Origin of the sequence: Kribbella sp. NPDC050459, from assembly GCF_040655315.1 — a bacterium.
GTDB lineage: Bacteria > Actinomycetota > Actinomycetes > Propionibacteriales > Kribbellaceae > Kribbella.
In genome coordinates this window covers 847,652-860,661 of sequence record NZ_JBFAJQ010000003.1, presented here as the reverse complement: position 1 = coordinate 860,661, position 13,010 = coordinate 847,652, and the positions used below count along the sequence as shown (strand labels likewise).

10 protein-coding genes are annotated in these 13,010 nt (G+C 69.3%); 6 read left to right on the top strand and 4 right to left on the bottom strand.

All coding sequences use genetic code 11. From position 1 onward, the window contains the following. The first annotated feature begins 9 nt into the window (after positions 1–9). The 4 genes from AB0I12_RS15315 to AB0I12_RS15300 all read left to right on the top strand — a co-directional run bounded on the left by AB0I12_RS15315 (position 10) and on the right by AB0I12_RS15300 (position 5,179). On the top strand, positions 10–942 hold the full coding sequence (locus tag AB0I12_RS15315; protein ID WP_359929486.1) for an LLM class F420-dependent oxidoreductase: 933 nt from the start codon (positions 10–12) through the stop codon (positions 940–942). 145 nt (positions 943–1,087) lie between these two features. Then, positions 1,088–3,862: an aconitate hydratase AcnA gene (acnA, locus tag AB0I12_RS15310; protein ID WP_359929484.1), complete on the top strand. Its 2,775-nt coding sequence runs from the start codon at positions 1,088–1,090 to the stop codon at positions 3,860–3,862. 137 nt (positions 3,863–3,999) lie between these two features. Further along, the gene (locus AB0I12_RS15305) at positions 4,000–4,557 is read left to right on the top strand and encodes a HEAT repeat domain-containing protein (RefSeq protein ID WP_359929482.1); all 558 of its coding nucleotides are present in this window, start codon (positions 4,000–4,002) and stop codon (positions 4,555–4,557) included. Between the two features lie 166 nt (positions 4,558–4,723). Beyond that, positions 4,724–5,179: a GNAT family N-acetyltransferase gene (locus AB0I12_RS15300; RefSeq protein WP_359929480.1), complete on the top strand. Its 456-nt coding sequence runs from the start codon at positions 4,724–4,726 to the stop codon at positions 5,177–5,179. Positions 5,180–5,217: 38 nt separating this feature from the next. Here AB0I12_RS15300 and AB0I12_RS15295 read toward each other — a convergent pair whose 3' ends face one another. After that, positions 5,218–5,634 (bottom strand): HIT family protein, encoded by a 417-nt coding sequence (locus AB0I12_RS15295; RefSeq protein ID WP_355690494.1) that lies wholly within the window; start codon positions 5,632–5,634, stop codon positions 5,218–5,220. Positions 5,635–5,638: 4 nt separating this feature from the next. Next, positions 5,639–7,546, bottom strand: a complete 1,908-nt coding sequence (locus tag AB0I12_RS15290; protein ID WP_359929477.1) for a Na+/H+ antiporter — start codon at positions 7,544–7,546, stop codon at positions 5,639–5,641. 142 nt (positions 7,547–7,688) lie between these two features. On the opposite strand from AB0I12_RS15290, the gene AB0I12_RS15285 reads away from it, so the two are divergent. Together AB0I12_RS15285 and AB0I12_RS15280 are read left to right on the top strand one after the other, a co-directional pair. Beyond that, complete coding sequence (locus tag AB0I12_RS15285; protein ID WP_359929475.1) at positions 7,689–9,194, top strand: CocE/NonD family hydrolase; 1,506 nt, start codon at positions 7,689–7,691, stop codon at positions 9,192–9,194. A 69-nt stretch (positions 9,195–9,263) separates the two neighbouring features. Beyond that, positions 9,264–10,061, top strand: coding sequence for a CPBP family intramembrane glutamic endopeptidase (locus AB0I12_RS15280; protein WP_359929473.1), 798 nt, complete (start codon positions 9,264–9,266; stop codon positions 10,059–10,061). A 5-nt stretch (positions 10,062–10,066) separates the two neighbouring features. Here the strand turns inward: AB0I12_RS15280 and AB0I12_RS15275 are convergent, their stop codons facing one another. Next, the gene (locus AB0I12_RS15275; RefSeq protein WP_359929471.1) at positions 10,067–10,561 is read right to left on the bottom strand and encodes a DUF402 domain-containing protein; all 495 of its coding nucleotides are present in this window, start codon (positions 10,559–10,561) and stop codon (positions 10,067–10,069) included. Positions 10,562–10,586: 25 nt separating this feature from the next. Beyond that, positions 10,587–13,010 (bottom strand): DUF4132 domain-containing protein, encoded by a 2,424-nt coding sequence (locus AB0I12_RS15270; protein ID WP_359929469.1) that lies wholly within the window; start codon positions 13,008–13,010, stop codon positions 10,587–10,589.

The window sequence follows — 13,010 nt, the reverse complement described above, 5'->3', positions numbered from 1 at the left end:
GTGGGCGCCATGCTTCTCAGGATCTTCACCGAACCTCAGCAGGGCGCCTCGTACGACGACCTTCTCGCGGTCGCCCGCAAGACCGAGGAGAACGGCTTCGACGCGTTCTTCCGCTCCGACCACTACCTCGTCATGGGCGACAACGACGGCCTCCCGGGCCCGACCGACTCGTGGATCACGCTGGCCGGGCTGGCCCGCGAGACGCAGCGGATCAAGCTCGGCACGCTGGTCAGCTCGGCTACGTTCCGCAACCCCGGCGTGCTCGCGATCTCGGTCGCGCAGGTCGACCAGATGAGCGGCGGCCGCGCGGAGCTCGGCCTGGGCGCCGGCTGGTACGAGGCCGAGCACAAGGCGTACGGCCTCGACTTTCCCGACACCCCCGGCCGCTTCGACATCCTGTCCGAGCAGCTCGAGCTGATCACCGGCCTGTGGGACACGCCCGTGGGGGAGACGTACGACTTCCAGGGCGAGCACTACCGGATCAGCGACTCGCCGGCGCTGCCGAAGCCGGTGCAGCAGCCGCACCCGCCGATCATCGTCGGCGGCGCGGGCAAGAAGCGGACGCCGGAGCTGGCGGCGAAGTACGCCGCCGAGTTCAACGCCGGGTTCCGCGGTGTCGACGTCACCGAGACGCTCTTCCAGCGGGTGCAGGCCGCCTGCGTCGCGCAGGGACGTGACCCGAAGACGCTCGCGCTGTCCACCGCGCACACCGTGGTCGTCGGCAAGGACGACGCCGAGGTCAAGCAGCGGGCGGAGGCGATCGGCCGCGACGTCGAGGACCTGAAGGCGAACAGCATCGCAGGGACGCCGGCCGAGGTCGTGGACCGGCTGGGGCAGTTCGCGGCGGTCGGATCGCAGCGCCAGTACGTGCAGATCATGGATCTGCAGGACCTCGACCACCTCGACCTGATCGCGGCGGAGGTTCTTCCACAGGTTTCCTGATCGCGGGAAAGTTGGCTCGATGTCGTGTATCTTGATGTCGAGAGAGTTTGCGGCGCGAGGTTAGGTGAACCTGACCTCGCAGCCGGTCAACGCGCTCGGCAGGATGGGGCGCAGCGGACACGGAGCGGACAAGAGGAGCGGGTTGATGGCGAGCGTCGACAGCTTCGGTGCCAAGGGTGCACTCGAGGTCAACGGACAGTCGTACGAGATCTTCAGGTTGGCGGGCATCGAGGGTGCGGACACGCTGCCGTACTCGCTGAAGGTCCTGCTGGAGAACCTGCTGCGCACCGAGGACGGCGCGAACATCACCGCTGAGCACATCAGCAAGCTCGGCAACTGGGACCAGAACGCGGCCCCGGACACCGAGATCCAGTTCACCCCGGCGCGGGTGATCATGCAGGACTTCACCGGCGTCCCGTGTGTGGTCGACCTGGCCACGATGCGCGAGGCAGTCGGCGAGCTCGGCGGTGACCCGACCAAGATCAACCCGCTGGCGCCGGCCGAGCTGGTCATCGACCACTCGGTCATCATCGACGTGTTCGGTACGCCGGACGCGTTCGAGCGCAACGTCGAGTTCGAGTACGGGCGGAACCGCGAGCGGTACCAGTTCCTGCGCTGGGGCCAGACCGCGTTCGACGAGTTCAAGGTCGTCCCGCCGGGCACCGGCATCGTGCACCAGGTGAACATCGAGCACCTGGCCCGCACCGTCATGGTCCGCAACGGCCAGGCGTACCCGGACACCTGCGTCGGCACCGACAGCCACACCACGATGGTGAACGGCCTCGGCGTGCTCGGCTGGGGCGTCGGCGGGATCGAGGCCGAGGCCGCGATGCTCGGCCAGCCGGTGTCGATGCTGATCCCGAAGGTGGTCGGCTTCAAGCTCACCGGTGCGGTCCCGGCCGGTGCGACCGCGACCGACGTCGTGCTGACGATCACCCAGATGCTGCGCAAGCACGGTGTGGTCGGCAAGTTCGTCGAGTTCTACGGCGACGGCGTCGCGGCGGTCCCGCTGGCGAACCGCGCCACGATCGGCAACATGAGCCCGGAGTTCGGCTCCACCTGTGCGATCTTCCCGATCGACGACGTCACGCTGGACTACCTGCGGCTGACCGGCCGGTCGGACGACGACGTCGCGCTGGTCGAGGCGTATGCGAAGGAGCAGGGCCTCTGGCACAACCCGGCCGTCGAGCCGCGGTTCTCCGAGTACCTCGAGCTCGACCTGTCGACCGTCGTACCGTCGATCGCCGGGCCGAAGCGGCCGCAGGACCGGATCGAGCTGAGCAAGGCCAAGGAGTCGTTCCGCGGCGTGCTGCCGGACTACGCCGCGGAGGAGAAGGACGTCGACCCGTCGGAGACCGGCAGCTTCCCGGCCAGCGACGCGCCGAACGGCCACGGCAACGTCGACGACAGCCCGCACGAGGTGCACGCCGCCAAGGACCGCCCGTCGAAGAAGACGAAGGTCTCGCTGGAGGGTCAGGAGATCGAGCTCGACCACGGCCACGTCGTGATCGCCTCGATCACCTCCTGCACCAACACGTCGAACCCGTCGGTCATGCTCGCGGCCGCGCTGCTCGCGAAGAACGCGGTCGACAAGGGCCTCGCGTCGAAGCCGTGGGTGAAAACCTCGCTCGCGCCCGGGTCGAAGGTCGTCACCGACTACTACGAGAAGGCCGGCGTCACGCCGTACCTGGAGAAGCTCGGCTTCCACCTGGTCGGCTACGGCTGCACCACCTGCATCGGGAACTCGGGCCCGCTGCCCGAGGCGATCTCGGCCGGAGTTCAGGAAGCCGACCTCGCGGTGGTGAGCGTGCTGTCCGGCAACCGGAACTTCGAGGGCCGGATCAACCCGGACGTGAAGATGAACTACCTGGCCAGCCCGCCGCTGGTGATCGCGTACGCGCTGGCCGGCACCATGGACTTCGACTTCGAGACCGATGCCCTGGGCAAGGACACCGCCGGGAACGACGTGTTCCTGAAGGACATCTGGCCGAGCGCCGACGAGGTCGAGGCCACCATCGCGAACTCGATCAACAAGGAGATGTTCGCGAAGGACTACGCCGACGTGTTCGCCGGTGACGAGCGCTGGCAGTCGCTGCCGACGCCGGAGGGCAAGACGTTCGCGTGGGACGCCGAGTCGACCTACGTGCGCAAGCCTCCGTACTTCGAGGGCATGGCGAAGGACCCGTCGCCGGTCACCGACATCGCCGGGGCCCGGGTGCTGGCCAAGCTGGGCGACTCGGTCACCACCGACCACATCTCCCCGGCCGGCTCGATCAAGGCCGACAGCCCGGCCGGCAAGTACCTGGCCGAGCACGGTGTGGACCGCAAGGACTTCAACTCGTACGGTTCCCGCCGCGGCAACCACGAGGTGATGATCCGCGGCACGTTCGCGAACATCCGGCTGCGCAACCAGATCGCGCCGGGCACCGAGGGCGGCTTCACCCGCGACTTCACCAAGGACGACGCGCCGGTCACCACGATCTACGACGCCGCGCAGGCGTACGCGGAACAGAACACCCCGCTGGTGATCCTGGCCGGCAAGGAGTACGGCTCGGGCTCGTCGCGGGACTGGGCCGCGAAGGGCACGGCGCTGCTCGGCGCGAAGGCCGTCATCACCGAGTCGTTCGAGCGCATCCACCGGTCGAACCTGATCGGCATGGGCGTCCTCCCGCTGCAGTACCCGGAGGGCGAGACCGCAGAGTCGCTCGGCCTGACCGGTGAGGAGACCTTCGACATCACCGGCGTCACCGCGCTGAACGACGGCGCCATCCCGCGCACGGTGTACGTCAAGGCGACGTCGCCCGACGGCGCGGTCAAGGAGTTCGACGCGGTCGTCCGCATCGACACCCCCGGCGAGGCCGACTACTACCGCAACGGCGGCATCCTGCAGTACGTGCTGCGCTCGCTGATCGCGGGCTGAGCACTCCCGGCGGTCGCCGAGTCGTGGCGAATGGTTCGTGCGGCGCAGCGCGAGTCGTGGATTGTGGCTGATCTTCAGAGCCGCTGTCCACGACTCGGCGGCCGGGAACTGTCGGAGCCGTGGGGTTGACTGGGGGGATGAGCGAGAGGGAGTCGCCGCGGGACGTCGTGCGGGCCGCGTGTGCGGCGTACGGCGAGGACACCGTGATCGACTGGTGTGTCGCGTTTCTCGGCGGGGAGATCTCGGGGGAGGCGGCGTACGGGGCTGAGCTGCCGAAGCTGGTGGCGATCACCGGGGCGGACAACCCGGGCGGGTGGAAGTCGCCTGTTGATCCGGTGAACTACTACTGGATCCGGGTCTGGGCAGCCCGCGTGTTCTTGTACATCTGGCGGGATGACGTCGTCGACGTGCTCCGCCGAGCAGCGGATGATCCGGCCTGGCGGGTGCGGGAGCATGTCGCCAAGATCACCGCGCAGCGCGAGCTCGGCCAGCTGGTCGACGCGCTGCTGCCGGATCTGGGCCACGAGCTGCCGCGCGTGCGGGCGGCCGTGGTTCGCGCGGTCGGTGCGGCGGGGGAGTTCGAGCACGCGGAGGCGATCCGGCCGTTGGCCGACGACCCCGATCAGGCTGTGCGCGTCGCCGTCGAGCGCGCGCTGACGAAGCTGGAGGAGCGCCTTGACCGACCAGTCCACTGAGAGAGCTGGAGGCGCCCCGAGCGATCAGTTCGCGGATGGATTTGGGGGAGCCCCGACGGATCAGTCCGCGGACGGAGTCGCGGGAGCCCCGACTCACCGGTCCACGGAGCGCCCCGACCGGGCGGCCGGAGCCTTCTCCGCGCGACGCGCGACGGCGGCCGACGGTGTGACTGTCGGCGAGATTCATGCCGCGTCCTGGGGCGCCGCCTACGCGCCGCTCTTCTCCGAGGATGTCGCGCGGGAAGGGATCGAGAGCCGGCTGACCAGATGGCACGAGCGACTGAGCGCGGGGGACGGGCTCGTCATGCTTGGGTTCGTCGGCGAGCGACCGCTCGCGATGTCGTGGGCGGGCGCGTCCGGGAGCCGGCCCGGGTTCGCGGAGATTCACAGCTTCTACACGCATCCCGACGGCTGGGGGAGCGGCGTGTCGGCCGCGCTGATGGAAGCCACCCTGCGAGAGCTCGGTGGCCACGTCCATCTCTGGACCCTCCGCGACACCCCGCAGTCCCGCCGGTTCTACCTCAAGTGCGGCTTCACCGAGACCGGCGCCACCCGGACCCGCGACTTCGGCGACGGCAACCCGCTGCCCCAGGTGGAGTACGAGAAAAGCATCCCCGGCTGATGCTCACGTCATCGAGTTGACCAGGAAAGCCGAGCTGCTCAGTCGCCGAGGGCGGCGCGCAGTTTTCCGGCGTACTCCTCGGCTTCGGCGGTGTCGGCGTACTTCGTGCGGGGCCAGAAGAAGCCGCGCAGACCGTCGCCCTTGGTGCGTGGTACGACGTGGACGTGCAGGTGCGGCACGGACTGGGACACGACGTTGTTCACGGCAACGAACGAGCCCTGCGCGTCGAACGCGGTCCGGACGGCGCTCGCGACCGATCGGGCGGCCCCGAACAGCGGGATCATCACCTCGTCGGTCATCTCCACCATCGTCGGCACATGCGCCCGCGGCACGATCAGCGTGTGCCCCTTGAACACCGGTCGGATGTCGAGGAAGCCGACGACGTCCGGCGTGTCGAGCACGATCTGCGCAGGTGTCGTACCGGCGATGATGGAGCAGAAGAGACAGTCCGCCATCTGGTCAACCTAGCTTCTCGTCGACGAAGCACCAGCGCCAGGTCTCGCCCGGCTCGAAGCTGCGCATCACCGGGTGCGCGGTCTCCTCGTGGTGCTTGCTGGCGTGCTTCATCACCGACGAGTCGCAGCACCCGACGTGACCGCAGCCCAGGCACAGCCGCAGGTGAACCCAGGAGCCTCCCTCGGCCAGGCACTCCTCGCAGCCGTCCGGGGTGTTCGGAGTGACCACGACCGGCGCCTGCTCCAGGTGCTCACACGCCCCACCCGGCGTCGTCTTCGGCTTCAGGTCCTCGGACCGCCCGCCGACGTCGTCGTCCTCGTCGCGATCCAGGATCGACTCCTCGATGTCGAGCACGTTCTGCGCCCGCTGCAGCACCTCGTCCGCGACCAGCCCGGCGTCGCGAACCTTCAGGATGTGCGCGCGTTCGGCCTGCAGCATCTCGATCCGCAGCCGCCGGTACGCCTCGCTGGGCGTCTCGTACTCGGTCTCCGGCCGCCCGAGCCGCTCCCACGCGGCCTGTGCGCGCGCCTCGCCCCGCTGCCGCAGGACGTCGAGGACCGAGGGCGGATCGGTCGGCGTCGAGATCTCGTCGAGCTTCTCGATCGCGGCCCGATGAGCGCCCTGCAGTACGGCGGCCTCCTGCAACGCGTCCTCCGCCGGGTCGGGGCCGGGCAGGCGGAGGCGGCGTACCAGCCAGGGGAGCGTCGAGCCCTGCACGAGCAGGGTGCCCGCGGTGACGGCCAGGGCGATGAACACGAGCACTTCCCGGTGTGGCGTGCTCTCGGGCAGCGTGAAGACCGCGGCCAGCGTGACCACGCCGCGCATCCCCGCCCACGACACCACGATCAGCGCGTTGCGCGACACCGGTCCGGGCCGGGACGGTCCGAGGAAGCGCCGCGACAGCAGCGTCGTCGGGATGATCCAGATCGGCCGCAGCAGCACCACGGCGACGAAGACCGCGATCGTCGTGGTCGCGATCAGCCACGTCGGGAGCGGGCTCGCGGTCAGGTCGTCGAGGATCCACCGGGTCTGCAGCCCGATCAGCAGGAAGACCGTGTTCTCCAGCAGGAACTGGAAGGTCCGCCAGTTGGTCCGCTCGGACATCCGCGACTTGGCCGACTGGATGATCGGTGCCTTGTGGCCGAGCAGCAGGCCGGTGACCACGACCGCGAGGACGCCGGACGCGTGCACGTAGTGGTTCTCCGCCGCGATGTAGGCGATGAACGGCGCGGTGAGGCTGAGCGTGGTGTCCAGCACCGGATCGGTGAACCGGCGCCGGACCTTGGCCAGCACGAACGCCACCGCGATGCCGATCAGCACACCGCCGCCGGCCGCACGCAGGAAGTCCAGGCTGACGTCCCACACGGTCGGCGCCACCAGCGCGGCCGCGATCGCGGTGCGCAGGCACACCAGCGCGGTGGCGTCGTTCATCAGGCTCTCGCCCTCGAGGATCGTGACGACGCGCCGGGGCAGGCCGACCCGTTTCGCGATCGCGGTCGCCGCGACCGCGTCGGGCGGCGCGACGACGGCGCCGATCGCGAACGCGGCCCAGAACGGCAGCGGCTCCTGACCGATCGACTCCGCGACCCGGCCGAGCAGCCACCAGGCGACCACGCCGACACCGAGCGCGGTGAACGCGACCAGGCCGACGGACAGCAGCCCGATCGAGCGCCGGTGCTTGGTGAAGTCGACCAGGCTGGTCTTGATCGCCGCCGAGTAGAGCAACGGCGGCAGGAATCCCACCAGGACGACCTCGGGGGCGAGTTCGACGCGGGGGATGAACGGCAGGTACGACGCGGCGATCCCGACGACCACCAGCAGCAGAGGGGCCGAGATCCCTAACCGCCGCGCCAACGCGGCGCCGGCCGCGACGACGGCGACGAGGGCCACGACCTCGATCGCGATATGCACGCGCACAGTGTCGCAGCGCGCGGCCGATTCCACCCAGTTTCTGCCCAACGGTTCGCCCACGGCTGAGGCCGGGGACTGGTCAGGCCCCAGCCGGTCCTCTAGCGTGTGCGAAGCGAGATCCGTCGATCACCGGGAGTGACTGATGCGTCGTCTGCTGTGGCTGGTCGCTGTGATCGCGCTGCTTTGCTCCTCGGTCGTTCCCGCGGCGGCGGCCGACACGGTCAGCAACGGATGTGTGGAGTCGGTCCCGGAGACCGGTACGACGACGCCCGTGCGGATCTGTTACTCGCTGTTCAAGCCGGCCACCGCGTCGACGCAGCACACCGTGCCGCTGATCTTCCACAGCCACGGTTGGGGTGGGAGCCGCACCACGGACCCGGCCGCATTCAAGGCGTGGCTCGACGCGGGCTTCGGCGTGCTGAGCTTCGACCAACGCAGCTTCGGCCAGAGCACCGGCGTCGCGCACGTGATGAACCCGGACTACGAGGGGCGCGACGTGGTGAAGCTCGTCGACCTCGTCGCGGGGCTGGACTGGGTGACGAAGCAAGGTCCCGGTGACCCGCTGATCGGTGCCATCGGCGGGTCGTACGGCGGCGGCTACCAGTTCGCCGGCGCCTTCACCGAGCTTCGCGACCGCGGCCGGACCCGCTTCGACGCGCTCGCACCGGAGATCACCTGGTGGGACCTCAAGCAGAGCCTCGCGCCGCAGGAGGCCGCCCGGACCATGTGGCTGTCGATCCTGTTCGCGGGCGGCGGGACGCATCTGCCGCCGGCGGTGTCCAAGGCGTTCGTGGCGTTGATCGCGACCGGCGCCTGGCCGGCCGGCCAGGCCGGACGCGACCTCGACGCGTTCTTCGCGCACAACGGACCGGCCTGGCACGTGCGGCAGGGGCGCAAGCTCGACATCCCAGTGCTGTTCGGCCAGGGGATCTCCGACAACCTGTTCAACCTCAACCAGGGCCTCGCGAACTTCGACCACGCGCTGACCGCTCGTGCCCGGGCCCGGTCGATCTTCGTCGGGTACAACGGCGGCCACACGCTGCCCAGCGTCGTACCTCCCGGCTACGCGACCGCCGGCGACCCCTGCTCGGTCACGCTCGGATCGCCGTCGTTCTCGAGCCTCTCGATCCGCTTCATGCGGCTGCGGCTCCTGCACCAGGCGACCGGGCTGACCGGCTTCGGCGCGTACCACCTGGCGACCGCCGACGGCCGTTGCCTCACGCAACGGAATCTGACGCTCGACAAGCGCTACGAGCTCGGCAAGATCGTCGCGCCGACCGGCGTCGGACTCCCCGTCAACCTGCCGATCGCGAAGGGCCCGGTCACGATCGCCGGCACGCCCACGCTGACCGCGGACGTCTACACGGTGATCCCGCGGTCGGGGGCGTACTTCGCCCTCAGCGTCGGCACGAGCCCGCTCACCGCGAAGGTCGTCCAGAACAACACGATGCCGCTCCGCGAGAAGGCCACCGCGCGCGGCGTACGACGCACGATCGAACTCCCCGCCGTCGCCGTCGACGTACCGCCCGGACAGAACCTCTACCTGACCGTCGCCCCGATCGCCGACATGTACGCCGGCCAGCGCGGCCCGCTCCCCGGCGTGATGATGCTGAAGAACGGGGTCCTGAGCGTCCATACAGCGCAGTAGTTCTCGGTGGCGGTAGCGCGTCAGGCTCGTGGCGGGTCCGTGTCAGGCTGGGCCGCGAATCTTCTTGGCATGACCGAAACCACGCTCACGAAGCCCCGTCCGAAGTTCGTCGAGACCCTGCTCGCCGAGAAACACTCGATCCCCTTGTCCATCGCGCTGCACCTCGTCCCCGGCGCCCTGATCGTCGCGGTCTACGCCTTCGTCGCCGCGCCCGTCGTCCGCGCGATCCACTACCCGCCGTTCCTTGCCTGGGCGATCGCCTTGGCGGTGGTCCTGTTTCCGCTGCTGCTGGGCATGGCCTGGCTGGGTAGGCAGGTCACCGGTCGTTACTGCCTGCGCGGCGCCCTGAGGTACCTGGACCGCCCGGTCTCGCGCGGCAAGGTCACCGCGCTGATCGTGGGCTGCCTCCTGTGGATGACCGTCGTGTCATTGTCGCTGACCCCGCTGGACAACTTCCTCTACGACAACGCCTTCTCGTGGATCCACTACGCGGGCACCGGTGACAGCGCCACGTCGTACCTCAACGGGTACTCGCAGCAGAAGCTCCTGACCACCCTACTGATCTGCGGCCCGTTCACCGGCTGGTTCCTGCCGCTGATCGAGGAGTACTACTTCCGCGGGTTCCTGCTGCCCCGCCTGCCGCAGCTGCGCGGATGGGCCCCGATCTTCAACGTGTTCTTCTTCTCGGTGTACCACTTCTGGGCCCCGTGGACCGTGCTGTCCAAGCTCGTCTTCCTGTACCCGGGCGTCCACCTGGCCTGGAAGAAGCGCGACATCCGGATCTCGATCGGCATGCACCCCGGCTCGGCGCTCCTGCTCACGTTCGTCGGCGTCGTCGCGGTGGCGATGGGCCGGACCTCGCTCTAGCCCGGCTACCTGACCTTGTCGAGGTAGGTCTTGTAGACGGTGAGGAACGGCTCGTCGGTCGCAACCGCTCGCACCAGCCAGTCGCAGGTCTGGCGGGCGGTCGCGATCACGTCCGCCGGGTACGCGTACTTGACCTGGTGCTCGGCGAACTCGTCCTCGTCGTCGATGAACACGGTCCCGTCGCGGCGCTTGATCACGTCCAGGTCGAGGTCGATCATCGTCACCACGTCGTCGGAGAACTCGACCGGCGTGGTGATGTCGGCGTAGATCTCGGTGTACCGCGGCTCGTCGTTGAAGATCGCGGTGAACCACTGGTCCCGCGGGAACAGCTGCACGTGCGCCTGCTCCTGGGTCACCGTCAGCTCGTCGCCCCGCTGCGACACCGACCCCGCCGGCGCGCCGAGCCACACGCCGTACTCGTCCTCGCCCAGATAGCGCATCCACTGATGCCAGTGCAGCTTCTCGTCGTACTTGCGATAGACCACCCGAACATCACGCATGCCGCCCAACCTATCGGCCGCCGGGTCAGCGGCGGTTGATCTGGGCGGTGATCGTCGGGTCCGTGATCGCGGTGTCGTTCGCGAGCAGGAACGCCTTGCTGAGCACCAGGCTGAGGACGGGGTCGTCGTCGAACGGCAGGAACAGCTTCTGCGCCTGGCCGTCGCGGGCGGCCACGATGCACAGGTACTGGTCGTTCGGCGCCATCAGGATGTTGCCGCTGCCCAGATGGATCCGGTACGTGCGGAGGTCGCCGCGCACGATCAGGTAGCGGTCCTCGAACCAGCACCGGTCGGCGATCGCGAGGCGCGGGACTAGCTGCTCGAGCACCTCGCGCCGGATCTCGCCGGCCGCGGACAGATCACCGAAGCCGTACGTGTGCCAGTACGTGTCGAAGCGGCGCTCGGTACCGCGGTCGAGCCACTCCGGATCGGCGCCGATCGACGTGACCCCGACGAACAGGTCGACGTCGCGCAGCGCCTCGGTGAGGACGAGCGGCGGAACCTGGGCCAGCTCGACCGACTCGTCACCGCGGACGTCGACGAAACGCACCTGGTCGCTGGTGCAGTACGGGTAGAGGTCGGTCGCGTCCGGCTGCAGGTCGTGGATCGGGTCGAAGTAGAACTCGGCGCGGATTCCCGCCGCGTCGAACGTACGCCGGGCCACGCCGTTGTCGATGCCGTCGTCCCACCACGCGACCGCGACCGGGGACCATCCGCGCCCCTTCATCAACGCGCGAGCCTGGACCTGTCCGAAGACATGCCCGGCGAAGCGGTTCGAATACACGCGCGTCTGTTCCTCGGCCGGCGTGAGCACGTACAGCTCGCGGAACGCCTGCTTGAACGGCTGGACGACCTGCTGCTCGAGCAGCCGCCGTCGCCACGCCCGTACGTCGTCCGCGGACGCGTGGATCGGGTGCCAGAGCCGTACCTCTGCCTGCCGGGGGATCTCGACCTGCTGACCCGAGCTCGTGACCGCGGTCGCGCCGTCGAGCGGAACGCCGACGATGCTCTCTCCTTGCGGCGTGCTGAAGACCCAGACCAGAGTGCGTGTCAGCCGACCCGTGACCGGGTGGTCCAGGTACCAGCTGCGCCAGTCGTCGAGCGGCCAGGAGCGGTCGGCCGCCATCAGGCCGTCCAGCCGCACACGCTCGCCGGCGATCGTCTTCCGGATCGCCTTGAGCTGATCGCGGATCGCTGCGAGCTTGTCGCCGCTGGCCAGCTTCACGTCCGGGGGTACGGACTTGCGGGGCTTGTCGTTCTCGTCGACGTACACGAGCGAGGCCGTACTTCCGTCCACGACGACCTCGGCGAAGCCTCGCGACAGCTCCGTGCGGCGCTTGCCGTCGCTGTCGAGGTCATGGGTCTCGACGGCGCGTTCCAGAAGCTGGTCGCGGGTCATTCCCTGCGCCGAGGCCAGCGCGTCGACGGCCTTGCGGATCTGCTTCAACAGGGTCCCGTGCCGCACGGAGCGCTCGAGTGCGAGCAGCTCGGTGATGGACGCCGGTGCGCCGATGTCGGCCATCGCCTGCGCCGAGGCGTTGGCGATCCGAAGGCTTCGGGGGTTTCCGAACTGACCCCCGATAACGGTCACGGTCTTGAGCGCAAGCCGCCGCAGCCGCGACAGGAGCGCCGGATCCCGCAGCAGCCCCGCGAGCGCGACGACTCCGCACAGGAAGGCCTCGTTGGCGGCGGTGGCGTAGTGCGGCACGGTGTAGGTGCTGGCGTTGTGGGTGTACGCCGTCTCGCTGTCGCTCGCGTCGAGAGGCGCATCGAGGAGTGCACCGACCAGCTCCGCGGGACCGGTCAGCCGGCCGGCGACGTGCTCTGCCTCGGTGAGCCACTTCTTCGACGGTCGGCCGCTGCCGGGAAACGCCGCGAGAACGTCGACCGCCGCTGCCACCACGTCGGCCGGTTCGCCGGCGGCCTCGAACGCGCTGCGCAGGCGCGGCCCGACGTCGTCGCCCCCGTCGATCAGGTCGACGCGGAGCTTGTCCTCGGGCCCCACCAGCTTCCTCAGCCGGGTCGCGGTCGCCGCGTCCTGAGCCTGATCAGCCGCCCGGACGATCAGCGGCTTCAACCGCTCCTGCTCTACGCCGGGCAACGCGGCGTACGCGTGCTCGATCTGGCGGCTGACCGCGCGGAGCGCCTCGCTGCTCCACCAGAACTCGGGCTGCTCGAGCTCGCCGAGCCGCGGCGTCAGCAGTCGCTCGATCTGCTCCTCGGACAGCTGGACGCGCTTGCGCGCGATCACCGACAGCAGTTGCACGCAGTGGTAGCTGTCCACCCGATCGGAGGCGGTCAGGATGCACTCGCGCCGCAGCGCTTCCGGCGCCTGCTGGATCGCCTGGATCTGAGGCATCGCCCGGGCGTCCCCGTCGGCCGTCCAGGACCTGCCACGCAACGCCTCCAGCGCCGCGGCGACCAGGGTCGCGGCCTCGTCGCCTGCCAC